Genomic DNA, 23,818 nt, shown 5'->3' with positions numbered 1-23,818 from the left:
CGATGGAACGGACCCGGCGGGACGGGTCGCGCACGGCGGCGACACAGAGACGACACAGCGGGGCACCCCTCCGCGCCCCGGCCGCGCGGGAGGGTGCCGGGAAAGGGAACGCGCACATGGATCTCGGACTCTCCGGGCGGGTCTTCGTCGTCACGGGCGGCAGCGCCGGCCTGGGCCTGGCGACCGCCCGGGCACTGGCCGCAGAGGGCGCCCGCACGGTGATCTCCTCGCGGGACAAGGAGAAGGTGGACCGCGCGGTGGCGGAGCTCTCCCCCCTCTCGCCGACCGTCGGCACCGTCGCCGACCTCGCCGACCCGGGGACGCCGGGCCGGCTCCTGGAACTGGCCGGTGAGGTGTACGGGCGGGTGGACGGGGCGCTGATCTCGGTGGGCGGACCCTCGCCGGGCACCGCCGCCTCGGCCGACGACGACCAGTGGCGGGCGGCTTTCGAGAGCGTCTTCCTCGGCGCGGTGCGGTGCTCCCGCACCGTCGCCGCCCACCTCGCGAAGGGTGGTGGGGGCGGGGCGATCGGCCTGGTGCTCTCCTCCTCGGCCCGTTCGCCGATCACCGGACTGGGCATCTCCAACGGTCTGCGGCCGGGGTTGGCCATGGTGGCCAAGGACCTCGCCGACGAGTACGGGCCGCGCGGGGTGCGGGTGCTGGGCCTGTTGCCGGGGAGGATCGCCACCGACCGCACGGCCGCGCTGGACCGGGCGCGCCCGGAGGCCCGGGAGCGCGCCCTGGCGGGGATCCCGCTGGGCCGGTACGGGGAGCCGGAGGAGTTCGGACGGGTGGCGGCCTTCCTGCTCTCCCCGGCGGCCTCCTACATCACCGGCACGAGCGTCCCGATCGACGGCGGAGCCCTGCGCACCCCCTGAGCCGGCGGTACCGGCGCCGGCGGAGCGGGTCCCGGGTTCCGGTTCGGACGAGCGGTCCGGGGGCTCAGTCGAGGATGTGTCGCAGGTAGGACCGGGGATCGGCGAGGTAGCGGCGCCAGTGGTCCACCAGGGCGAGGTCGGACCAGGCGGTGCGCCGCGTGCCGTGCTCGCCGACCTCGATGATGTCGGCGCCGGGCAGCGCGGTCAGCAGGGGGGAGTGGGTGGCGCAGACGACCTGCCCGCCGCTCTCCACCAGGCGGTTCAGGTGGCCGATGAGTTCGAGGCAGGAGGTGAAGGAGAGCGCCGCCTCCGGCTCGTCCATCACGTAGAGGCCGGGACGTGTGAACCGGTCGCGGAACGCCGCGAGGAAACCCTCGCCGTGGCTGATCGAGTCGGGCCCCACGCCCTCGCGGCCCAACGCGTCGAGGGCGGTCTCGGCGCGCAGGAAGAACCCCTTGCGGGCCGCCCAATCGCTCATCATCCGTCGGCCGTGCGCGGTGGGGTCGAAGCGGACCCGTTCGCCGAGGGGTGACTTGGGGCGCGGGCTCGCGTAGCGCCAGTCGTGGGAACCGCCGTACGAGTCCAGGCCGAAGCCCTCCGCGAGGGCTTCGACCAGCGTCGACTTCCCCGAGCCGTTCTCCCCGACGAGGAAGGTCACCGGGGCGGTGAACCGCAGTCCGTCCTCGAGGAGTTCGCGTACGCAGGGCACGGACCAGGGCCACTCGTCCGGCGGGGCGGAGGCCACGTGTGCGTACGCGCGTTCGATCAGCATGGGGCGATTCTCCCGGGTGGCCGGGTGGCCGGACCGATATCCGGCCGCGCCGTGTCGCCCCGGGCGGGGGAGGCCCGGTGGTCGCGGTCCGTGCCCCCGCCCGGGGGCGTCCCGGTGGTCCGGACAGCGGGGGCGGAGCGGTGTGCACGACATCGCGACATCGGGTGGGGACGCGCGACGTCGGGGGTGCGGAGTTCGGATCGGCCTCCGCGAAGCGCGCCGCCCGGGGCATGGGGAACACCGATCCCCGCTCGCCCGGCGAGCGCCGGCGGGGTGTCCGGTACAGGGGTGTGCGTCCGGCCGGGCGGCGGGCGTGGAACGCGGCCCGACCCCGGGCGGCTCCCGGCGCCGGGACGGCTCAGCGGAAGAAGGCGACGCCGTCGTCCGGGAGGTCCTTCAGGTCGCCCACCCACTCGCGGGGGTCCACCACCCGCTTGAGGTGCGCGGACATGTAGGGGCGCAGCGGGATCTCCGGGGTGGCCTTCTCGCCCACCCACATCAGGTCGCCCTTGACGTACCCGTACAGTCGCTTGCCGCCCGTGTATTCGGGGGAGCCGCCGGTGCGCGCGATGGCGTCCGTGACGAGGTCGATCTGCGGCTTGCCCTCGGCCAGCTCGCCGTACCAGACCTCGGCGACGCCCTGGTCGCGGATCATCACGATCTCCACGCGGCGCTCGCCGTCGATCCGCCAGAAGCCGTGCTCGGACTCCAGCGGCCCGATCCGCTTGCCGTCCCCGTCCAGGCGCCAACTGTGCGAGCGGTACTCCAGGAAGTCCCGCCCGTCGTGGGCGAAGGTGACCTCCTGGCCGAAGTTGCACGCCTCCCGGTCCGGGAAGTCCGCGACGCCGGCACCCTGCCAGGTGCCGAGCAGGAAGGCCAGGGGGACCAGGGCGGGGTTCAGGTCGGACGGGATCTCGAACATCGCGGAATCAGCCGTGTCTCTCGATGGGGTGCGTGCGGGGACCGCGCCGGCCGGGCCTGTGGCCTCAGCGCTGGCCCTGGTACAGCTTGGTGATCACCAGACCGGTGAAGGCGGCGGTGCCGACGCCGACCAGGACCATCAGGGTAATGAAAAAGGCTTCCAGCACGGGAGGCTCCTCCGGCGGGTGCGGACGGGTGGGGACGAACGCGCCCGAGTCTAACCGTCCGGTGACGGACCGGACCGGTCAGGTGGGGGGTGCCCGGTAGGGGGTAGACATCCGTCGATCGAGCAGACAACTCCCTGTGACCCATGCAACCCGCTGTGACCATCGTCACTCAACGCGAACACGATCGGCCGCGTCCAACCGCGTGGAAAGGGTGTGATCATGGCTTGTCCCCACTGCGGTGCCGCGATGCAACAGGGCCCTCGAGGCGATTGGCTCTGTCCCAACTGCGGTACCACCCGATAGCCGCCGCCCGGCGTCGCCGGCGGAGCCGGGGGGCCGGGGGCGGCATCGTCCCCGGACCGGCGGGTCCGGCACCGACGACGTCGGGCGCCACTCCCCGGGACCACCCCGGGCAGCAGGTACAGCGCGACTCTCCGTCACCACCACGGACCGTTGTCCCCACACGATCGGATGACACCACCCCACCGCGACACTCGAACCACCGACCTTCCCGGACCTCGCCGGGGGCCCGAACGGCCGCCCGGCGAAACACGGGAACCGGCGCCACGAGGTCCCGGTGACGGCCGACGGACGACCGGCCGTCACCGGGACATCGCGTACCCCCGGTCGGAGGACCGGTCCACGGACCGGTCCTCCGACCGTTTCCCGCCGGGGTCACCCGACCGGGTCAACCCAGAAGCCGGGCCTGAAGGATGACGGTCTGTTCGAAGGGCACCCCCGGCGCCGCCGTCGGATGGCGGAGCGTCACCAGGGCGATGGTGTCGCCCGCCCGCAACCACGCCCCCCGTACGTACCCGCTCTCCTCCGTGGCCTCCTTCACCCGCAGCGGGAGCACGCGCACCCCGCCCACCACGGTGGAGCCGGCCGGCCAGTCGGTGTCCACCACCCAGCCGCCCATCCCCTCCGGGGACAACAGGGTGCCGAGGCTGCCGAAGCCCGTGTTCAGGAAGTTCCGGGCGACGGGCTCGGTGGTGAACCGCAGGTGGAAGATCTCCACCTCGGTGTCCTCGGGCATCGTCCATCCCCGTGCGGTGACGTGCCGTAGCGGGTGATCCGGGATCAACTCCTCCAGCAGGGAATCCCGTTCGTCCTCCGGAAACCTCTCCGCGAAGATCTCCGGCGCGACGTGGTCACCGTCCGGCAGGGAGGGGTGGGACCCGGCGGTGTCGGGGGCCGACAGGAGGAGGGAACGGGGCTCCGCGTGGTGGATCCCGGCCGGGTTCCCGGCGGAGAAGGGACGCGGACGGCCCTCCGGCGGGGCGGGGAGTGTCAGTTCCCCGAACTCCCAGCGACCGTCGTGTTCGGTGGCCAGGCCGGGGACATCGCCGCGTTCCCGGTCCATCACGGTCAGTGCGGTGCCGGTCGCCGTGCCCGCGAAGAGAGCGGCGGCGAGAACCCAGTGGCCGGCGGCGCGTACCCACGGCCGACGGTGAAACGACACGGGGGCGGGGGTCGGGGCGGGGTCCGGGTCCCCGGACGGAGCCTCGGCGGACCCCGGCGCGGGCGGTTGGGTCGGTGCGGGTGGCGGGGCGCCGTCCGGGGGAGGCGCCACCGCCGGGGCGGGACTCTCCGGCGCCTCCCCCCGACCCGGTCGTGCCCCGCCGCCACCGGGGGCGGTCGTGGGCTCGGGGCCGGTTGAGGGGGCGATCGCGGTGGTGGTCGCGACGGTGGCGGTGTGGGCCGCCGTAGCGGAGTCGGACGTGGAGGCGGCCTCGGTCACATCGTCGTCGGTGTCGGGTGCGGCCATGGTGTCGGGGCCGCTCGCGCCCCCGAGCCTGTCGGACGTGTCGTCGCCGGTGTCGGGCGCGGTGCCGGTCGCCGTCCCGGCGTCGTCATCGGCCTCGGGCACGGGCGTTGCCCCGATGCCGGGATTCCGCGTCCCCGGCCGAGGAGAACTCGGTCAGCGCGATCTCGATCGCCGAGTCCTGCCCCCGCTGCTGGTAGGAGCGCATCGCCATGCCCCGCAGCTCCATGGAGTCCAGGCCGTCCTCCCACGCCCGGCGGGCCTCGTCGGGCCAATGGGCGACGCGGTCCTTGAGCAGGGCGGTGGCCTCCTGCCCGCTCAATTCGGTCTCCGGGCCGTGTTCCCCGTCGCCGGCCGGTCACCCACCGTACGCGAGCCGGAAACCCGCCGAACCCGGGTCCCCCGGTCCTCGCCGGACCCGTGCCCGGGCACGCTTCGGGGGCCGCGCTCCGGGTGGAACACGGCCCCCGACGGGCCTCGTCGGGCGGTCCGCCGGCCACACGGCCGGGGGCGGGACCGCCCTCACGGGACGAGGGGTCTCACAGGGCGATGGCGACCTCGGCCACCCCGCCCGGCTGCGCGACCACGGTGCGGTCGCCGGTGGCGCCGGGCACCAGGGCCCGCACGGTCCAGGTGCCCTCGGCGGCGTAGAACCGGAACTGGCCGGTCGCCGAGGTGGGGACCTCGGCGGTGAACTCGCCGGTGCCGTCGAGCAGCCGGACGTAGCCGCTCACCGGCTCACCGGCACGGGTGACGTACCCCTGGATGGTGGTCTCGCCGGGCTTGATCGAGGCGGCGTCGGGGCCGCCGGGCTGTGCTCCGCACATGCGATGGGTTCCTGTTCCTTGTCGGGGCCTTCTCGGATTCCGGCCGCGGTCCCGGCGGCCCGATCCCGGTGATCGACCCGGACGGGTCGGTCACCGGTGGGGTGCCGGGGGCCCCGCCCGCGTCGGGCGGGGCGGGGTGTCACTTGGCGGGGCCGGTCTCGACCGGGACGCCCACGAGGGAGCCGTACTCGGTCCAGGAGCCGTCGTAGTTCTTCACGTTCTGCTGACCGAGGATCTCGTGCAGCACGAACCAGGTGTGGGCGGAGCGCTCGCCGATGCGGCAGTAGGCGATGGTGTCCTTGCCGTCGAGGTCCACGCCCTCCTCGCGGTACAGCTCGGTCAGCTCCTCGTCGGAGCGGAAGGTGCCGTCGTCGTTGGCCGACTTCGACCAAGGGATGTTGCGGGCGGTCGGGATGTGGCCGCCGACCTGCGACTGCTCCTGCGGCAGGTGGGCCGGGGCGAGCAGCTTGCCGGAGAACTCGTCGGGGGAGCGCACGTCCACCAGGTTCTGGGCGCCGATCGCCGCCACGACCTCGTCGCGGAAGGCGCGGATGGAGGTGTCCTGCGGCTTGGCGCGGTACTCCGTGGCGGGGCGCTCGGACACCTCGGCGACCAGGTCGCGGGAGTCCAGCTCCCACTTCTTGCGGCCGCCGTCGAGCAGCCGGACGTCCTGGTGGCCGTACAGCTTGAAGTACCAGTAGGCGTAGGCGGCGAACCAGTTGTTGTTGCCGCCGTACAGGACGACGGTGTCGTCGTTGCCGATGCCCTTGGCGGAGAGCAGCTTCTCGAAGCCCTCCTGGTCGACGAAGTCGCGGCGCACCGGGTCCTGGAGGTCCTTCTTCCAGTCGATCCGGATCGCGTTCCTGATGTGGTTCTTGTCGTAGGCCGAGGTGTCCTCGTCCACCTCCACGACGACGACCTTCGGGTCGTCCAGGTGGGCCTGGACCCAGTCGGCGTCCACCAGAACGTCATTACGGCTCATGCTGACTCTCTCCTTCGACGGATGCTGTTGCTTCGGCGGGTGATGCTGCGGTCGCGTGCGGAAACGATGGTCCGGTGACGGCCACGCGGAGGCCCGGGAACGGGGGGGCCGGGTGGGCGCGCTGCCCCGGCGGGCACGGCGGCGCGGCGGTGCCGTGCCCGTTTCGGGGGCGCCGGCGCGGCGGTGCGGGGTGGAGGGGGCCGTCAGGCGGCGCGGCGACAGAGCATGGCGGCGACGCGGCAAAGGTCGACAGCCCGTCGCTTCGTGAGATCCGCCTGTCGCATCATGGTCGCGATCGTACGGAGGGGACGGCCCCTCTGTCACCGTCATTCCGCATGGTGAGACATTTTCGCCCGAAGGGCGGGACATCGAGAGTTCCGGGGCCCTCCCCGGCGGCTCCGCGCGACCCGGGAGGGCCCCGGGCCGCACGGGGTGTCTCACCATCCGGGCGTTCCCCGGTCGGCCGCCGGCGCGGTCCCGTGTCGCCGTCCCCGGCCGCCGGTCGGTTCAGCCGAGGCCGTTGCCGCCCAGCGGCAGATCGGTACCGCTGAAGGTCAGCTCCACGCCCCGTTCGGTGGCCACCAGACCCTCCAGGGTCACCCCGCTCGGCAGCCCGTGCAGGGTCCGCTCCCGATGGACGGCGTCCCGCAGACGGTCCTCCAGCCCCGGCAGCGGCAGCGAGGGGATGTCGTCCAGGCGCAGCGACAGCAGGTCACCCTCGAAGGACATCCGGGCCAGCACCGGGGGGACCACCTCCTGCCCCAGGATCAGCAACTGGACCGCCACCTGGTGGTCCTCCGCGTCCTCACCGCCGTACGAGACCTCCAGGGCGAGCTGGTCGCTGAGCCCCAGCACGTCCTGCGTCGCCAGCTCGCTCAGGTCCTCGTACCCCAGCACCACCGAACCCTCGGCGTCCCGGGCCACGGCGCTGCGGTACCCGTCCTCCAGCACCACGTTCCGCAGGTCCAGCGACAGGTCCCGGGCGGTCACCTCCTGGTCGTCCAGCTGTATCCGGTGCGCGTCCAGCGACAGCCGCACCCGTTCCAGCTCCCGCCCCGCCACCTGGGTCAGGAAGGGGAAGCCCTCGATGGAGACCTCGGGCTCCCGCTCCAGTTCCATCGCGCCCTGTGTGCGGGAGGCCACCTCGCCCTCGGCCCAACGCACGGCGAGGCGGTCGGCGACCACCGCCAACACGCCCAGGACGATCAGGAGGATGAGACCTGTACGCAGCACACGCATCGGGGTGACTCTCCGAGAGGGAGGGGGCGGGAGTGGGATCCGCGGGACGGGATGACGGGAGGAACGGGGGCGCGAACGGTGACGGAGGGGTGCACGGGGCGTGCGCGGACACACCCGCCGCGAGCGTAACCCGAGGTCCGCGCCGGACGACGGGGCCCCGAAAGCTTGCAGCCGGCCCGTTACACGTGCCCGACACGCGGTCGATCACGCGTCCCGATCGATGGCGTCGACCCCGGAGCGGAGGGTCATCGGAAGGGCCCGGTCGCGCCGTTCGGGGCGTTCATCCGGAGTCCACCGGGCCGGGGTCGGGGCAGGAGCCCGGACAGGGCGCCGCGCGGCGCCCGACGCGGCCCGGCGAGGGCAGCCGGCGAACCGGGCGGACTCGCTCGACTCACCGGGAATCCGCCGGGAGGGCCGGGGGGACCCGACGGCCGGGGAGCGGGCGACGAGGGCACGGTCCGGGAGAGCGCCCCGCGCCCCGGCCCCGTTCGCCCCGCGCCCCGGCGCGTGGCCCGCAGGCGCCTTCGCCGTCGGATCGGGCGCCGCTCCCCGCCCCGCGGGCCCCCGGCCGGCGGGCCCCGCCCCCGGATACGGGAGAGGCGGGATCGGCCCGGCGGTTTCCCACCGGGCCGATCCCGCCCCGCACACCCGTGGACGCCGGGTGACACCCGCGCCGGAGGTCACCCGGTCACGCCGCGAACCAGCGGGCCAGCGCGTAGGCCACCGGCGCCGCCGCCGTCAGCGGCAGCGCCACCCCGGCGGTGAAGTGCACGAACCGCGAGGGCCAGTCGTAGGACGCCACCCGCAGCCCCAGCAGCGCGCACACCGCGCCGGCCGCCGCCGCGCCCGCCGCCGGAGGGCTCTCGAGCGAGGAGATCACCCCCGCGCCCGGATTCGCGCCCAGGGCCGCGCCCAGCGCCGCCGCCGCGAGCACCGCCACCACGGGGCCCACCCCGCGCACCGTCAGCACCCCGCGCACCGGCGCGGCGATCGCCACACCGGCCGCCACCGCCGTCACCGCGCCCGGGTGCGCGGCGGTCGCGGCGAGCAGACCGGCGGCCGAGATCGTCAACAGGGTGGAGACCGACGTGGCGGTCAACGCGTCCAGTCGCTCGTCGGCCCCGCCCCGGTGCCGCAGCTGCAGGACCAGCACCAGCAGGAACCACACGCCCAACACGCCCAGCAGGGCGGGAACGGCCCGCCCCGGCGCGACGAGCAGCACGGCCGCGTCGGCCGCCAGACCACCGGCGAAGGCCAGCGCGATGCCCTGCCGCGCCGGCCACATGCCGTTGAGACGGAACCAGCCGGCGGCCGTCACCGCCTGAAGCACCACCAGCGCCGGCAACACCGCCCACTGGCCCACCGGGGCGAGCACCGCCACCAGGACGGCGAGCACCGCCGTCAGCACGGCGGGCTTCGGACCGGGCGGGATGATCGGCGAACCGGTGCGGTGGGCGGAGGGGGCCGGCGTGCCGGCCCGGGCACCGGGGGCACGCTCCACGGCGGGGGCGCCGGCGGCCGAACGGGTGGTGTCGCTCACCGGGCACCCCCCGCGAACGGCGGCAGCACCTCGACGGTGCCCCCGTCCCGCAGCACGACCCCGGCGTGGTCACCGGAACCGACCTGTCGCCCGTCCACCAGGAACGAACTGCGCGCCAGCACCCGGGCGAATTCCGGCCGGTCCGCGTGCCGTTCGCGGGCCGCTTCCAGTGCCTCGGCCAGTGTTCCCGCCCGCCAGGGCTCCTCGGCGGTACCTGCCGCGGCCTTCGCCGCCGCCCAGTACCGGATCGTGCCGCTCGCCATTCGGCCCACCCGTTCCTTCCGTGCCGTTCGCCGTTCCCGGTTGTCCCGCCGACGCGCGGCGGGCCCCGCACGGGCCCCGCCGCGCCGCGAACGCCCATCATCACCCCTGTGCCGGCCCCCGCCGACCACCGGGCCGCGACCGCTCCCGGGAGGTCCTCGGACCACGCTTTCCGACGGGGCTCACGGAGCGGCTTTCGACAGCGTTTTCGGGAGGACTTTCGGGAGAGCCGGATGAACGAAAGGGCCGACGGAATGTGCCCTCCGGGTATCCGGGATGTGACACGAACCCTGCGCGAGGGTGCCACCCCGGGCTATGCTCGTTTCCCAGAAGGGCCCGGGCACCGATGCCACACCGGGTCCTTTCGCGCTTTTCGGGCAGCGTCGCCCGGGGCGTGTCGGAGACGTCCGTTCCGAAGTCGTCCATACCGCCGGGACCGAGGAAGGAACCACCCGCCATGAGTTCCCTGCTGCTGTTGACCAACGCACTCCAGCCCTCCTCCCAGGTCCTCCCGGCCCTGGAGCTCCTGCTGCACAACGTGCGCGTCGCGCCGGCCGAGGGCCCCGCGCTGGTGGACGCCCCCAGCGCCGACGTGATCCTCGTCGACGGTCGCCGCGACCTCCCCCAGGTCCGCTCGCTGTGCCAGCTCCTGCACTCCACCGGCCCCGGCTGCCCGCTGGTCCTCATCGTCACCGAGGGCGGTCTGGCGGCTGTCACCGCCGACTGGGGCGTGGACGACGTGGTGCTCGACACCGCCGGGCCCGCCGAGGTCGAGGCCCGCCTGCGACTCGCCGTCGGCCGCCGCCAGCTGGTCACCGACGACAGCCCGATGGAGATCCGCAACGGCGACCTCTCCGTCGACGAGGCCACCTACAGCGCCAAGCTCAAGGGCCGCGTGCTCGACCTCACCTTCAAGGAATTCGAGCTGCTGAAGTACCTCGCCCAGCACCCGGGCCGGGTCTTCACCCGCGCCCAGCTCCTCCAGGAGGTCTGGGGCTACGACTACTTCGGCGGCACCCGCACCGTGGACGTGCACGTGCGGCGGCTGCGCGCCAAGCTCGGACCCGAGCACGAGTCGCTGATCGGCACCGTGCGCAACGTCGGTTACCGCTTCGTCGTCCCGGAGAAGAGCGACCCCGCGCGCGAGCAGGCCAGGGCCGTGACCCGGGAGGCCGAGGAGGTCGTCAAGCAGGCCGCCCGCCGGGCCTGAGACGGCCCCGGGGGCGCCGGAACCCGTGCGTACACTGTCGCCGTGGCCAAGGTGACGCGGGACGATGTGGCACGGCTGGCGGGCACCTCCACCGCCGTCGTCAGTTATGTCATCAACAACGGACCGCGCCCGGTGGCCGCGGGGACCCGGGAACGGGTCCTGGCCGCGATCAAGGAGTTGGGGTACCGCCCCGACCGGGTCGCGCAGGCCATGGCCTCCCAGCGCACCGACCTGATAGGTCTCATCGTCCCCGACGCCCGACAGCCCTTCTTCGCCGAACTCGCGCACGCCGTCGAACAGGCGGCGGCCGAGAGCGGGAAGATGGTGTTGGTCGGCAACTCCGACTACCTCGACGAGCGTGAGGTGCACTATCTGCGGGCCTTCCTCGGGATGCGGGTCTCCGGCCTGATCCTCATCGGCCAGGGGCCGAGCGAGAACGCCGCCGCCGAGATCGAGGCGTGGGACGCCCGGGTGGTGCTGCTGCACGAGCGCCCCGAGGCGTTCGGGGACAACGACGTCGCGGTCGTCCTCGACGACGTGGGCGGCGCCCGCGCGGCCGTGGCCCACCTGCTCGACCACGGCCACCCCTATGTGGCCTGTCTCGGTGGCACCGAGACCACCCCGACCGTCGGTGACCCGGTCACCGACCACGTGGAGGGATGGCGGCAGGCGATGCGCGCCGCCGGGTGTTCCACCGAGGGGCGGCTCTTCCACGCGCCCTTCAACCGGTACGACGCCTACGAGGTGGCGCTGCGCCTGCTGGCCGGCCCCGACCGGCCGCCCGCCATCTTCTGTGCCACCGACGACCAGGCGATCGGCGTCCTGCGGGCCGCCCGCGAACTGCGTATCGACGTCCCCGGCGAACTGGCCGTCGCGGGCTTCGACGACGTCAAGGAGGCGGGCCTCACCGACCCGCCGCTGACCACCGTCGGTTCCGACCGCCCGGCCATCGCCCGCGCGGCGGTGGCGCTGGCCACCGGCGAGGGCGAGGAGAACGGCTCCGGGCCCGCCGAGCGGGTCCGCAAGTTCCCCGTCGATCTGCGGATCCGCAGGTCCTGCGGCTGCTCCTGAGTCGTCGGGGCCCGCGCCCCCGGCGGGTGCCGCTTCCTCCGTCGGCCCGGCTCCGACCGACGCGCCCTCCGGCGAGCCCTTGCCGGCCACCGGCCGGACCCCGTGGAGTCCGCGCCGTCGGGGCTGCCCGGTGTGGGGTGGGTCCCGTACCGGGGGAGGGGCCGCCGGTCGCGGGCGGGTCGGGGTGAATCGTCCGCCGGACACCGCCCGTGCCCGCACCGCCGCCCGGTCCTCGCCATCCGGCCCCGGACCCCCGAGAAGGGTGCCGGTCACCGGGGGCCGGCCCGCCTCCGTCCGGGTGGGCCGTCACGAGCAGTCGAACCGGCAGGGCCCCGGGCCGTTGCGGCTCAGCACGTCGTTGGGGTTGGCGAGCTGGCAGCTGCTCAGGGACAGGCAGCCGCAGCCGATGCACTCCGTCAGCCCGTCCCGCAGTTGCTCCAGCACGGCGATGCGGGAGTCCAGGTCGGCCCGCCAGCCGGCGGAGACCCGGGCCCAGTCCTCCGGGGTGGGGGTGCGCCCCTCGGGTAGTTCGGCGAGCGCCGCCCGGATCGCGGCCAATGGTATGCCGACGTTCTGCGAGACCCGGATGAAGGCGACCCGCCGCAGCGTGTCCCGGGGGTAGCGGCGCTGGTTGCCGGAGGTGCGGCGGCTGGTGATCAGCCCCTCGTCCTCGTAGTAGCGCAGGGCGGAGTGGGCCACACCACTGCGCTCGGCGAGTTGCCCGATGGTCAGCTCGCGGGAGAGTGGGCGCCCGGCGGGGGCGGTGTACTCCGCCGGGTCCGGAGCGGGATCCTGTACGGCGCTTCGCGGCACGGTTTCGGTCATGTCCCCGAGCCTAGCTTGACCTCAAGTCCACTTGAAGTCCCATGGTGGTCCCCACGGCCCTCGGCGGGAGAACCCGGCCGGGGCCGTGGCCGGAGGGCGCCCGCCCCCGGCTCCGAACCGATCGGAGGACCCCATGGCCCCCGCGCTCCTCGGCACCGTTCCCGTCGACACCCTCGCCACCGCTCCCACCCGCGATTCCGGGACGACCCGGCCCCGACCCCTCCGACTGGCGGTCGTGATCGGCAGCACCCGGGCCGGCCGGCGCGGGCCCGGCATCGCCCGCTGGTTCGCAGAGCGGGCCGGCGCCCACGAGGGGACGGAGGTCGAGGTGGTCGACCTGGCCGACCACCCCCTGCCCGCCGTCCTCGCCGACTCCGGGACGAGCGATCCCGCCGTCACCGCCCTCGGTGCGCGCCTCGCGGCGGCCGACGCCTTCGTGATCGTGACCCCGGAGTACAACCACAGCTTCCCCGCCCCGCTGAAGCACGCGATCGACTGGTACGGGAGCGAGTGGCACGCCAAGCCGATCGCCTTCGTCTCCTACGGCGGGCGCGGCGGCGGGCTGCGCGCCGTCGAACAACTCCGGCAGGTATTCGCCGAACTGCACGCCGTCACGGTGCGGGAGACGGTCAGTCTGCACGGCCCGTCGGAGATGGCGCCGGGGCCGGGTGGTGACGCGGCGGCGACCGCGATGCTCGACCGCCTCGTCTGGTGGGCCGATGCCCTGCGAGCCGCCCGCGCCCACCGCCCCTTCACCTCCTGATGACCTCCCCCGGGGCGCGCGGCACCCCGCGCGCCCCTCGCCCGGCCGCGGTGCGGGGAACCCGGGGTCCGACCCCCGCTCGCGGAACCCGTCGCCGGTCGGGTCGGTGGGGGCGCAGGGGCAGCCCGTCGGCCCGGACGCGGGGCCGGGGCGAGGCGGAGAGCCGGCCCGGCGTCAGGACGGGGGCGACGAGATGCGGCATGGCGGTCATCCTTCCGGAGCCGGTGCCGACCGGTCATCCCTCCCGCCGGGGCCGGAGCCCCGGCGGGAGCGGCGGCACACCGGTCTCCGGCGTCACCTCGCCGGCACGCCGGTCCGGGACGGACGTCCCGCCGAACGGCGGAGGGGGTGGTGCCGGACCGGGAGGGTCCGGCACCACCCCCTCGACCGGAGGTGTCGATCAACCGATCAGCGGATGACCGTGATCCGGTCGGCGGCCGGCGCGGTCAGCGGGCTCTCCGGGGAGGAGACGGTGCCCAGGTGGTCGATCAGGGCGTCCAGGTCGAGGCCGCCGTAGACGACGTCGGTGCCCTCGGCGAGGGTCGGGAACCCGTCGCCACCGCCGGCGAGGAAGGAGTTGACCGCGATCCGGTAGGTCGCGGACGGGTCCAGCGGCTCACCGTCCACGGTCACCGAGTCGGCGACGATCCGGTCGGCCCCCTCCCGACCGAGGTCGAGGGTGTAGGAGAAGCCCTCGGAGGGCTGCAGGATCTTGTTGGCGGTCAGGTTCGGCCCGCTGACCTGCTCGCGCAGCACCCGCACCATCTGCTCGCCGGTCAGGTCCAGCAGCACCACCTGGTTGGAGAACGGCTGCACCGCGAAGCCCTCGCCATAGGTGACGACACCGTCGCCCTCGTCGCCGGAGGCCGCGTACACCAGGTCGGTGCGGATGCCGCCCGGGTTCATCAGGGCGATCGCCGCCGCCGGGTCCACGTCCCGGGCGTGGGACAGCTGGGCGTCGGCGATCAGGTTGCCGAGCGGGGACTCGGGGATGTCGCGGTCCCGGGTGATGTCCTCGGTGATCCAGCCGATCGGGCGGCTCGCCACGGCCCCGGCCAGGTCGCGCCAGTAGTCCAGCAGCGCGGTCAGGTCGGAGGCGCGCTCCCGCTCGCGGTGCACGACCCGGTTGGTGCCCTCGACCGACGCCCGGACGATGTCCTTCTTCTTCCGGTCGTACTCCATGTTCAGCTCGGTGAAGAGCACGCCGTTGGACTGGGCGGAGGTGACCAGCCGGTCGTTGCCCGCCGGATCCGGGATGGAGCACACGTACGGCCGGTGGGTGTGACCGGTGATCAGCACGTCCACGGCCGGGTCGGTGTTCTCGGCGATCCCCACGATCGGACCGGAGAGCCCGCCGCCGGCATCGCAGTCGTGGTTGTGGGCGGGGGAGGGGGCGTAACCGCCCTCGTGGATGAGCGCGATGACGGCGTTGACGCCCTTGCGCTTCAGTTCCCCGGTGTACCGGTTGATCGTCTCGGCCTCGTCGAGGAACTCGATGCCCTCGATGCCCGCCCGGGTGACGATGTTCGCGGTGCCCTCGAGGGTGACGCCGATGAAGCCGACCTTGGCGCCCTTCATGTTCCGCACGGTGTAGGGCGGCAGGATGGGCACGCCGGTGTCCTCGTGCACGACGTTCGCGGCGAGGAAGGGGAAGTCGGCGCCCTCGAACTCGCGGCCCTCGTCATAGCAACCGTCGACCGGGTGGCAGCCGCCCTCCTGAAGACGGATCAGCTCCTCCCAGCCGGAGTCGAACTCGTGGTTGCCGACGCCGACGACGTCCATCTCCAGCAGGTTGAGCGCCTCGATGGTGGGCTCGTCGTGGAAGAGCGCGGAGAGCAGCGGGGTGGCGCCGACCATGTCGCCGGCGGCGACGGTCACCGAGCGGTCGTGGCCCTCGCGGGCCTCCCGCAGGGCGGTGGCCAGGTACTCCACGCCGCCGGCCTCGATGGTCTCGTGCTCGCCGTGGTCGTGCTCATGGGTGACCAGGCCGCCCGAGCCGGTGGGGGGCTCCAGGGCGCCGTGGAAGTCGTTGAGGGCCAGCACCTGCAACTCGACGGTGTGGCCGGGCTTGCCGGGCTTCTCCGGCTTGCCGGGCCGGCCCTTGTCGGGGCCGCCGGCGACCGCCTGGGCGGCGGGCAGGGAGAGGGCGAGCGCGCCGACGAGGCCCACCGCGAGGGTCTTGGTGACGCGGCGTCGGCGCCGGGGCGTGGGGGATGCTCCTGACATGGGGGACAAGTCCCTTTCGATGGGGCGTGTTTGAGGCAGGATCGGGCGAAGCCTAGCGCTACGCGCGTAGCACGTCAGGAGGAATCACGTAACGAGCGGGTTGCCGAAACGCGTTCGTCCGCCCGTAGAGTGCCGGCATGAGCGATGTCGTGGTTCTGGAGGACCTGTCACCGGAGGACATCCGGGAGATCGGGCGGGTGATCGACGCCGCCCTCACCGTCGACGGCAGGTCACCCCTGTCGGAGCAGAGCCGGCTGCTGCTGCGGGGCGGTCGGCGGGAGGGCGTCCGTCACCTGCTGCTGTGGCGCGAGGGCGCCCTGGTCGGGTACGCGCTGCTGGACGGCACCGATCCCATCGAGGCGGCCTCCGCCGAACTGGTCGTCCACCCCGATCACCGGGGCCGGCGGTACGGCCGGGTCCTGGGCGAGGCGCTGCTGACCGCCTCGGGCCGCCGGTTGCGAGTGTGGGCGCACGGTGGGCATCCCGCCGCCCGCCACCTCGCGCAGGCGCTCGGCATGATCCTCTTCCGTGAGTTGCGGCAGCTGCGCCGCCCGCTCGGCGGCCTCCGTCCGGGGGAACCCCGCCTGCCGGAGGGCGTGCGGCTGCGGACCTTCGAGCCGGGCCGGGACGAGGAGCCGTGGCTGGAGCTGAACGCCGTCGCCTTCGCCCACCACCCGGAACAGGGTGGGCTCACCCGTCGTGACCTCGACGCCCGAATGGGCGAACCGTGGTTCGATCCCGCCGGCTTCTTCCTCGCGGTCCGCGACCGCGACCCGGCGGCGGGCGGCGCCGATGACGTGGCGGCCGGCGCGGGCGCCGTCGACCCCGAGGAACTGTTGGGCTTCCACTGGACGAAGGTGCACGCCGCCGAGGGCCTCGGCGAGGTGTACGTGCTGGGGGTCTCCCCGACCGCCCAGCACCTCGGCCTGGGGCGGGCGCTGACCGCCGTCGGCCTGGAGTACCTGGCCCGGCGACGCGGCCTGGCGCACGCGATGCTCTATGTGGACGCCGACAACACCCCGGCCCTGCGGCTCTACGAGGGGCTCGGTTTCCACACCTTCGAGATCGACCTGATGTACCGCACCGAGAGCTGACGCGCCGGGGCGCACACCCGGGGCGCACGCTCGTGGTGTGCGGGAAACCCGCACGTCACACGATGGACGGGTTGCGTTTCCCGTGACGGCGGGAGAATGGGGGCATGAGTCCGGAAGCGCAGCCGCAGCCCACCGATCCAGCCGGCCCGGAGCCGGTCGGGGCCATCGAGGCCTCCCGCCCGGCGGACGTCGCGTCTGGTTCCGGAACCGGCGTTCCTCCGAAGGACGACGGGCGGAGCGAGGCCTCCCCCGGTACGGCCCGCCGGGCCGGCGCGCGCGCCTCCCGGCGGGCCGGTGCGGGCGGGACGGCCGCCTCGGTCGCCAACCCGGCGCGCCGGACCACCGCCGCGCGGGCACGGAGTGCCGTGCGCGCGGTCGACGCGAGCATCGGTGACGGCGCGGTCGGGGACGGCCGCGCCCCGGCGGAGGCGGGATCGGCGGTGCGGGCCGGGACATCGGCCGAGCCGACCGGAACCGCCGACGCCGCCGTCCGGGGCGGGAAGACGACCGGGAAGGCGAAGGACGGCACGACGGCGAAATCCGCCGCTCCGACCGGGAGCACGAAGGCCGCGAAGTCGACGAAGGCCGCGAAGGCCGCGAAGTCGACGAAGTCCGCCGCGTCGGCGAAGACCGGGAAGCGCACGGGGTCCGGGAAGGACGCCGGGACCGCCGAACCGGCGAGGTCCGTGGGCGGCACCGCGTCGGCGAAGGCCGCGAAGCCGGCGGGGACCGCGAAGCCGGCGGGGACCGCGAAGCCGGCGAAGGCCGCGAAGGCGACCGGGTCGGGCGAGAGGACCCCCGCCGGGGCCGGCTCGGGCCCCGAGGTCGGGAGCGCCGACCCCACGGCCGACCCCGCCGTTGGGCCCGACACCGGGTCCGACACCGCCCCCGCCGAGCGACCCGCCCGTACGCCCCGGCGCACCGCCGGCCCGGGCGCCGGCCGCCCGGGCGCCGTCTCCTCCCGCACCGTCAACAGTTCCGGGACCACCCGCTCGGCGACCGCCGTGCAGGTCGGCGCCGCGCGCCCCGCCCGCTCGGTGAAGGCCCCCACCGGAGCCTCCGCCCCGCCGCTCAAGCCGCCCTCGCGGGCCGCCGGCGCAGTCCGCCGCAACGGGACGCACGGCACGCCGACCCCGCCGGCCGGGACCGCCGGCGCCGCCCCGGCCGGCGGGCCCAACGGCGAGGACACCACGCCGCGCCGCACCCCCCGTCCCGCCGGCGCCGGTCGGTCCGGGGAGCGTCCCGGCGAGCGCCCCGGGGAGCGTCCCGGCGAGCGCGAGGAACTGCCGGAGAACCGCTTCCTGGACCGCGAGCGCAGCTGGCTGGCGTTCAACGAGCGGGTGTTGGAGCTGGCCGAGGACCCCACCACCCCGCTGCTGGAACGCACCCGCTTCCTGGCCATCTTCGCCGGCAACCTCGACGAGTTCTTCATGGTCCGGGTGGCCGGCCTCAAGCGCCGTATCGCCACCGGGGTCGCCACCCGGGCGGCCTCCGGCCACCAGCCGCGCGAGGTGCTGGAGACCATCTGGAACCACAGCCGCGAACTGATGACCCGACAGGCTGCCTGCTACCACGACCGGGTGGCGCCGGAACTGGCCGAGCAGGGCATCCACCTGCTGCGCTGGCCCGAGCTGACCGAGCAGGAGCAGACCCGTCTGTTCTCGCTCTTCCGGCGGAAGATCTTCCCCGTGCTCACCCCGCTGGCGGTGGACCCGGCGCACCCCTTCCCCTACATCTCCGGCCTCTCGCTCAACCTCGCGGTCGTCGTCCGCAACCCCTCCACCGGCCACAAGCACTTCGCCCGGGTGAAGGTGCCGCCGCTGCTGACCCGTTTCCAGGAGGTCTCCCCACAGCGGTACGTGCCGGTGGAGGACGTGATCGCCGCACACCTGGAGGAGCTTTTCCCCGGCATGGAGGTGTTGGCCCACCACCACTTCCGGGTGACCCGCAACGAGGATTTGGAGGTCGAGGAGGACGACGCGGAGAACCTGCTCCAGGCGTTGGAGAAGGAGCTGCTGCGCCGCCGGTTCGGTCCGCCGGTGCGCCTGGAGGTGGAGGAGTCCATCGACCCCGAGGTCCTCGAGCTGCTGGTGCGGGAGCTGAAGATCTCCGAGAACGAGATCTACAAGGTGCCCGGACCGCTGGACCTCACCGGGCTGGAGGCCATCGCGGACCTGGACCGACCGGAGCTGAAGTACCCCAAGTTCATCGCCGGTACCCACCGCGACCTGGCGGAGGTGGAGTCCGCCTCCGCGCCCGACATCTTCGCCGCGCTGCGCGAGCGGGACGTTCTGCTGCACCACCCGTACGACTCCTTCTCCACCTCGGTGCAGGCGTTCATCGAGCAGGCCGCCGCCGACCCCGACGTGCTGGCGATCAAGCAGACCCTGTACCGGACCTCCGGCGACTCCCCGATCGTGGACGCGCTGATAGACGCCGCCGAGTCCGGCAAACAGGTGCTGGTGCTGGTGGAGATCAAGGCCCGCTTCGACGAGCAGGCCAACATCAAGTGGGCGCGCAAACTGGTCGAGTCCGGTTGCCACGTCGTCTACGGCCTGGTCGGCCTCAAGACGCACTGCAAACTGTCGCTGGTGGTACGCCAGGAGGGCGACAACCTGCGCCGCTACGCGCACATCGGTACCGGCAACTACCACCCCAAGACCGCCCGCTTCTACGAGGACCTCGGCCTGTTGACCGCCGATCCCGAGGTGGGCGCAGACCTCTCCGACCTGTTCAACCGCCTCTCCGGCTATTCCCGCCGGGAGACCTACCGCCGACTGCTGGTGGCCCCGCGCTCCCTGCGCGACGGGCTGATCGAACGCATCCGCCGGGAGATCGTCCACCACCGGGAGGGACGCCCGGCGGGCGTCCGGATCAAGGTCAACTCCCTGGTGGACGAGCGCATCATCGACGCCCTGTACCGGGCCTCGCGGGCGGGCGTGCGGGTGGACGTGTGGGTGCGGGGCATCTGCGCGGTGCGGCCCGGTGTGCCCGGCCTGTCGGAGAACATCCGGGTGCGCAGCGTCCTGGGCCGGTTCCTGGAGCACTCGCGGGTGTACGCCTTCGCCGCCGGCGGGGAGAGCGAGGTCTGGCTGGGCAGCGCCGACCTGATGCACCGCAACCTGGACCGCCGCATCGAGGTGCTGGTGCGGGTCGCCGACCCGGCGCACCGCTCCGCGCTCACCCGCCTGCTGGCCACCGGTACCGCCGACTCCACCGCCTCCTGGCACCTGGGGCCGGACGCCGGGTGGACCCGGCACGCGGTGGACGCCGACGGCGAGCCACTGCGCAACATCCAGGAGACGCTGATCGAGTCGCGGAGGAAGCGACGTGTCGGGAACGCCTGACGAGCCGGGTACCCACGCCGACGCGGTCCCCCGGGCGGGGTCCCCGGCGGGCCGGCCGACCGCCCGGCCGCACGCCCCGGACGAGGAGCGGGATCCGCCGGGCACCGTCCCCGCGCCCGGTGTGCCGGCCGTGCGGGCCGCCGGTTGCGTGCTGTGGCGTGACGCCCGGACCGACGGTCCCGCCGGGGTCGATCCCGTCCCCGGTGGGACCGACGAGTGGCCTCCGCCGCTGTTCGCCCTGGTGCACCGGCCGAAGTACGACGACTGGTCCCACCCCAAGGGCAAGCTGTTGCCCGGTGAGGAGCCCCGGGCGGCGGCGGTGCGGGAGGTGCGGGAGGAGACCGGCATGGTCTGCGTGCCGGGGCCCGCGTTGTCCACCCAGTACTACTCGGCGAAGGGACGGCCCAAGGAGGTCCGCTACTGGCTCGCCGAGGCGCTCGGGGGGACCTTCGAGCCCAACGACGAGATCGACGCCCTGCTGTGGCTGGAGCCGGCCGCCGCCCGCGAACGCCTCACCCACCCGCAGGACCGCGAACTGCTGGACGAGGCCGTGCACGCGCTGCGCGACCTCGACCGCCCCGCCGCCTGACGGCCCGCCGCCCGGCGTGCCGCCCGGCGTGCCCGCCGGGGTCAGCGGGGGGCGACGGCGGACCAGTCGACGGTGACCTCGCCCTGCCGGTGCCGGGTGTGCCCGCCGCGCACCGGCCAGTCGGCCGCCACCGACCGCACCGTGCGCAGCCACCGCTGCCGGGCGCCCAGCGCCCCGAACGGCGCGGCGGCGGCCCAGGCGCGGTCCAGGTCGCGCAGCCAGGCGTGCACCGGCTCACCCGGCACGTTGCGGTGGATCAGTGCCTTCGGCAGCCGCTCCGCCAGGTCGCCCGGGGTGCCCAGGTCGGCCAGGCGGGCGGCCAGGGTCAGGGTGCGCGGCCCCTCCGGGCCAAGGGCCACCCAGGCGTGCCGGCGGCCGATCTCGTCGCAGGTGCCCTCCACCAGCAGTCCGTCGGGCGCCAGCCGCCCGCACATCAGCCGCCAGGCGGCGGGCACCTCCTCCTCCGGGTACTGCCGCAGCACGTTGGCGGCGCGGATCAGCAGCGGCCGGTCGGCGGGGTCGGTCGGGTCGTCCCCGCCCCCCGGTGGCACCTCGAAGCCGCCGCGCCGGAAGGCCAATCCCGGCGTGGCGAAGGGCTGTGCCGCCGCCACCCGCGCGGGGTCGATCTCCAGGCCCACCAGGCGGACGTCGGGCCGCACGGCGCGCAGGCGTCCCGCCAGTTCCACCGCCGTCCACGGGGCCGCTCCGTAACCGAGGTCCACGGCCAGGGGCGGATGGGGGGAGCGGCGCAGGGCGGCGCCGTGTTCGGCGACGATCCAGCGGTCCATGCGGCGCAGTCGGTTGCGGTGGGTGGTGCCCCGGGTGACGGTGCCGGTGGGGCGGTTCCCGGACCGGGACCGGGCGGTGCCGCCGACGCCCCGGCCGTTCCCGTCGGTCGCCGTGTCGCCCGTCATGCCGTCCCTCCCGCCGCGCCCCGGCGCGTTCCGTTCCGGGCGGTCGCCCGCCCGTCGTGCCCGGGACACCGTAGGCGACCCCGCGCGTGCCCGCCGTCGGCGGGATGCCTCGTCACCTCCACCGACCGCCGGCGATTCCGCTCGAAATCGGTCACGTTTTGGCAAAGTGGGAAGACGGGTCGAGGCATCCGTGTTCTCGGACCCGGAGCCCGCCCGTCGTCACCCCGGGAGGACACGTGCCCGACATCGTTCGGCTCAGGCGCCGCCGCGGTGGCCGACACCCGCGCCGGGTCGCCATGCTCAGTGTGCACACCTCGCCGCTGCACCAGCCGGGCACCGGCGACGCCGGCGGCATGAACGTCTACATCGTGGAGCTGGCCCGCCGGCTCGCCGACCTCGGCACCGAGGTGGAGGTCTTCACCCGTTCCACCGCCGGGGCGCTGGCACCCCGGGTGGAACTGGCCCCCGGCGTCATCGTCCGGCACATCGACGCCGGCCCCTACGAGGGCCTGGCCAAGGAGGACCTCCCCGCCCAGTTGTGCGCCTTCACGCACGGCGTCATGCGGGCCTGGGCCGGCCGCCGCCCGGACCACTACGACCTGGTCCACTCCCACTACTGGCTCTCCGGCCACGTCGGCTGGCTCGCCGCCGAACGCTGGGGCGTGCCGCTGGTGCACACCATGCACACCATGGCGAAGGTCAAGAACGCCGCCCTCGCCGAGGGAGACGCCCCCGAACCCGCCGCCCGGGTCATCGGCGAGACGCAGGTGGTGGCCGCCGCGGACCGGCTGATCGCCAACACCGCCGAGGAGGCCGCGGAACTCGTCCACCACTACGACGCCGATCCCGTGCACACCGCCGTCGTGCACCCCGGCGTGAACCTGGAGCGCTTCCGTCCCGCCGACGGCCGCGCCGCCGCCCGGGCCCGCCTCGGCCTGCCCGCCGACGCGCTGATCCCACTCTTCGCCGGCCGCATACAGCCGCTCAAGGCCCCGGATGTGCTGCTGCACGCCGTCCACCACCTCGTGGAACGGGACCCGGCGCTGCGCTCCCGGCTGGTCGTCCCCGTGGTCGGCGGGCCCAGCGGGTCCGGCCTCGCCCGCCCCGAGCACCTGCACAAGCTCGCCGCGCGGCTCGGCATCGCCGAACTGGTGCGGTTCCGGCCGCCGGTCGCCCAGGACGGCCTGGCCGACTGGTACCGGGCGGCCGACGTGCTGGTGATGCCCTCGTACAACGAGTCCTTCGGCCTGGTCGCGCTGGAGGCCCAGGCGTGCGGCACGCCCGTGATCGCGGCGGCCGTCGGCGGCCTGCCGACGGCGGTGGCCGACGGCACCACCGGTTACCTCGTCCGGGGCCACGACCCCCGCGACTACGCCACCGCGCTCGCCCGGTTCGCCGCCGACCCCGACCTCTCCGGTCGCCTCGGCGCCGCCGCGGTCCGGCACGCCTCCCGCTTCGGCTGGGGCGCCGCCGCGGCGGCCACCGCGGAGGTGTACACCGACGCGATCGCCGAGCGCCGACTGGGCGACCGCTACCGTCCCCGCCCGCTCGCCCCCGCCTCCCCCTTCCCCGGCGTCACCGGCCCCGGCGGCCCCGGTGTTTCGGCGGGTGGGCGGATGGTCGGCGGCGCCGGTCCCGAGGGTCCCGGGGACGGGCCCCTACGATCGGGGCATGGCTGAGCCGCGACAGACCCCGGACCGCACCGACCCGGAGAGGCCGGAGACCCCCGGGACCCCTGAAACCCCGGAGCCCCCCGAGAGCCGTGGGACGCCCGGGACCCCGGGGACGGGAACCGAGGGCGCGCCCGGCCCGGCGGATCCCGCCGGGCGGGCCCGCCGCACCGTCGAGGCGGCGCTGACCGACCTCGCCGAGGGGACCGACGCCCGCTGGGAGAGCCCCGCCCCCGGCCGGTACGTCGTCACCCTCCCCGGCACCCGCAAGCTCTCCACCACCTGCTCCCTGGTGGTCGGCGAGCACTCCCTGTCGGTCAACGCCTTCGTCATCCGCCGCCCCGACGAGAACCACGCCGAGGTGCACCGCTGGCTGCTGGAGCGCAACACCCGGCTGTACGGCGTCGCCTACGCCCTCGACGGCCTCGGCGACGTCTACCTGGCGGGCCGACTGCCGCTGGCCTCGGTGACCGCCGAGGAGATCGACCGCGTGCTCGGTACCGTGCTGGAGCAGGCCGACGGGGCGTTCAACACGCTGCTGGAGAAGGGGTTCGCCGGGGCCATCCGACGCGAACACGCCTGGCGCACCGCGCGCGGCGAATCCACCCGCAACCTGGAGGCGTTCGCGCACCTGACCCGGCCACCCGCCGAAACCGCCGGGCCCGACGCGGGCCCCGGCGCGTCGGACTGACGCCCGGTCACCGGCGGGGCCCCGGCCACGACCCGGTCCGCCGGGCCCGCACGGTGCCCCGGCCAC

23 protein-coding genes are annotated in these 23,818 nt (G+C 74.5%); 9 read left to right on the top strand and 14 right to left on the bottom strand.

Annotated features, from left to right (window positions below):
• The first annotated feature begins 116 nt into the window (after positions 1–116).
• Positions 117–878 (top strand): SDR family oxidoreductase, encoded by a 762-nt coding sequence (locus LZF96_RS08720; RefSeq protein WP_233868198.1) that lies wholly within the window; start codon positions 117–119, stop codon positions 876–878.
• 64 nt (positions 879–942) lie between these two features.
• Here LZF96_RS08720 and LZF96_RS08715 read toward each other — a convergent pair whose 3' ends face one another.
• The 10 genes from LZF96_RS08715 to LZF96_RS08675 all read right to left on the bottom strand — a co-directional run bounded on the left by LZF96_RS08715 (position 943) and on the right by LZF96_RS08675 (position 9,354).
• Positions 943–1,650 carry an AAA family ATPase gene (locus tag LZF96_RS08715; protein WP_233868195.1) on the bottom strand — a complete coding sequence of 236 codons (708 nt, stop codon included), beginning with the start codon at positions 1,648–1,650 and terminating at the stop codon, positions 943–945.
• A gap of 358 nt (positions 1,651–2,008) precedes the next feature.
• Entirely contained in the window at positions 2,009–2,572 is a 564-nt protein-coding gene (locus tag LZF96_RS08710) for an FABP family protein (protein ID WP_233868192.1), read from the bottom strand.
• A gap of 854 nt (positions 2,573–3,426) precedes the next feature.
• A complete protein-coding gene (locus tag LZF96_RS08705; RefSeq protein WP_233868189.1) occupies positions 3,427–4,608 on the bottom strand; it encodes a hypothetical protein in 1,182 nt (393 codons plus the stop codon).
• Entirely contained in the window at positions 4,592–4,825 is a 234-nt protein-coding gene (locus LZF96_RS08700; RefSeq protein WP_233868186.1) for a hypothetical protein, read from the bottom strand. Before LZF96_RS08700 ends, LZF96_RS08705 begins: the two co-directional genes overlap by 17 nt.
• Before the next feature lie 217 nt (positions 4,826–5,042).
• Complete coding sequence (locus LZF96_RS08695; RefSeq protein WP_233868183.1) at positions 5,043–5,330, bottom strand: DUF1416 domain-containing protein; 288 nt, start codon at positions 5,328–5,330, stop codon at positions 5,043–5,045.
• 139 nt (positions 5,331–5,469) lie between these two features.
• On the bottom strand, positions 5,470–6,312 hold the full coding sequence (locus LZF96_RS08690) for a sulfurtransferase (RefSeq protein WP_233868180.1): 843 nt from the start codon (positions 6,310–6,312) through the stop codon (positions 5,470–5,472).
• A gap of 203 nt (positions 6,313–6,515) precedes the next feature.
• Positions 6,516–6,596, bottom strand: coding sequence for a putative leader peptide (locus tag LZF96_RS27320; RefSeq protein ID WP_374203183.1), 81 nt, complete (start codon positions 6,594–6,596; stop codon positions 6,516–6,518).
• 223 nt (positions 6,597–6,819) lie between these two features.
• Positions 6,820–7,551: a DUF2993 domain-containing protein gene (locus tag LZF96_RS08685; protein WP_233868178.1), complete on the bottom strand. Its 732-nt coding sequence runs from the start codon at positions 7,549–7,551 to the stop codon at positions 6,820–6,822.
• Between the two features lie 688 nt (positions 7,552–8,239).
• Complete coding sequence (locus LZF96_RS08680) at positions 8,240–9,091, bottom strand: hypothetical protein (protein WP_233868174.1); 852 nt, start codon at positions 9,089–9,091, stop codon at positions 8,240–8,242.
• Positions 9,088–9,354, bottom strand: a complete 267-nt coding sequence (locus LZF96_RS08675) for a MoaD/ThiS family protein (RefSeq protein WP_233868171.1) — start codon at positions 9,352–9,354, stop codon at positions 9,088–9,090. Before LZF96_RS08675 ends, LZF96_RS08680 begins: the two co-directional genes overlap by 4 nt.
• 455 nt (positions 9,355–9,809) lie before the next feature.
• Here LZF96_RS08675 and LZF96_RS08670 point away from each other — a divergent pair, with 455 nt between their 5' ends.
• Together LZF96_RS08670 and LZF96_RS08665 are read left to right on the top strand one after the other, a co-directional pair.
• The gene (locus LZF96_RS08670) at positions 9,810–10,562 is read left to right on the top strand and encodes a response regulator transcription factor (RefSeq protein WP_233868168.1); all 753 of its coding nucleotides are present in this window, start codon (positions 9,810–9,812) and stop codon (positions 10,560–10,562) included.
• A 42-nt stretch (positions 10,563–10,604) separates the two neighbouring features.
• The gene (locus LZF96_RS08665) at positions 10,605–11,633 is read left to right on the top strand and encodes a LacI family DNA-binding transcriptional regulator (protein WP_233868165.1); all 1,029 of its coding nucleotides are present in this window, start codon (positions 10,605–10,607) and stop codon (positions 11,631–11,633) included.
• Between the two features lie 306 nt (positions 11,634–11,939).
• Here the strand turns inward: LZF96_RS08665 and soxR are convergent, their stop codons facing one another.
• Positions 11,940–12,458, bottom strand: coding sequence for a redox-sensitive transcriptional activator SoxR (gene soxR, locus LZF96_RS08660; protein WP_233868162.1), 519 nt, complete (start codon positions 12,456–12,458; stop codon positions 11,940–11,942).
• Between the two features lie 133 nt (positions 12,459–12,591).
• On the opposite strand from soxR, the gene LZF96_RS08655 reads away from it, so the two are divergent.
• Positions 12,592–13,221, top strand: coding sequence for an NADPH-dependent FMN reductase (locus LZF96_RS08655; RefSeq protein WP_233868160.1), 630 nt, complete (start codon positions 12,592–12,594; stop codon positions 13,219–13,221).
• 408 nt (positions 13,222–13,629) lie between these two features.
• Here the strand turns inward: LZF96_RS08655 and LZF96_RS08650 are convergent, their stop codons facing one another.
• Positions 13,630–15,447 carry a bifunctional UDP-sugar hydrolase/5'-nucleotidase gene (locus tag LZF96_RS08650; protein WP_233868158.1) on the bottom strand — a complete coding sequence of 606 codons (1,818 nt, stop codon included), beginning with the start codon at positions 15,445–15,447 and terminating at the stop codon, positions 13,630–13,632.
• A 137-nt stretch (positions 15,448–15,584) separates the two neighbouring features.
• Here LZF96_RS08650 and mshD point away from each other — a divergent pair, with 137 nt between their 5' ends.
• A complete protein-coding gene (gene mshD, locus LZF96_RS08645; protein WP_233868156.1) occupies positions 15,585–16,541 on the top strand; it encodes a mycothiol synthase in 957 nt (318 codons plus the stop codon).
• A 55-nt stretch (positions 16,542–16,596) separates the two neighbouring features.
• On the opposite strand, the gene LZF96_RS08640 is transcribed toward mshD, so the two are convergent.
• On the bottom strand, positions 16,597–17,592 hold the full coding sequence (locus tag LZF96_RS08640; RefSeq protein WP_233868154.1) for a hypothetical protein: 996 nt from the start codon (positions 17,590–17,592) through the stop codon (positions 16,597–16,599).
• Between LZF96_RS08640 and LZF96_RS08635 the strand changes: the two genes are divergently transcribed.
• Entirely contained in the window at positions 17,579–19,888 is a 2,310-nt protein-coding gene (locus LZF96_RS08635) for an RNA degradosome polyphosphate kinase (protein WP_233868152.1), read from the top strand. The genes LZF96_RS08640 and LZF96_RS08635 overlap by 14 nt on opposite strands.
• Before the next feature lie 121 nt (positions 19,889–20,009).
• On the top strand, positions 20,010–20,477 hold the full coding sequence (locus LZF96_RS08630; protein ID WP_233868362.1) for an NUDIX hydrolase: 468 nt from the start codon (positions 20,010–20,012) through the stop codon (positions 20,475–20,477).
• A 41-nt stretch (positions 20,478–20,518) separates the two neighbouring features.
• Here the strand turns inward: LZF96_RS08630 and LZF96_RS08625 are convergent, their stop codons facing one another.
• On the bottom strand, positions 20,519–21,391 hold the full coding sequence (locus tag LZF96_RS08625) for a class I SAM-dependent methyltransferase (protein ID WP_233868150.1): 873 nt from the start codon (positions 21,389–21,391) through the stop codon (positions 20,519–20,521).
• 296 nt (positions 21,392–21,687) lie between these two features.
• On the opposite strand from LZF96_RS08625, the gene mshA reads away from it, so the two are divergent.
• Positions 21,688–23,070, top strand: coding sequence for a D-inositol-3-phosphate glycosyltransferase (mshA, locus tag LZF96_RS08620; protein ID WP_233868359.1), 1,383 nt, complete (start codon positions 21,688–21,690; stop codon positions 23,068–23,070).
• Positions 23,071–23,245: 175 nt separating this feature from the next.
• Positions 23,246–23,752 (top strand): YbjN domain-containing protein, encoded by a 507-nt coding sequence (locus LZF96_RS08615; protein ID WP_233868356.1) that lies wholly within the window; start codon positions 23,246–23,248, stop codon positions 23,750–23,752.
• The last annotated feature ends 66 nt before the right edge of the window (positions 23,753–23,818 follow it).

Origin of the sequence: Streptomyces sp. ST2-7A (assembly GCF_021390475.1) — a bacterium.
Classification (GTDB): domain Bacteria; phylum Actinomycetota; class Actinomycetes; order Streptomycetales; family Streptomycetaceae; genus Streptomyces.
This window is presented reverse-complemented; position numbering and strand designations above follow the sequence as displayed.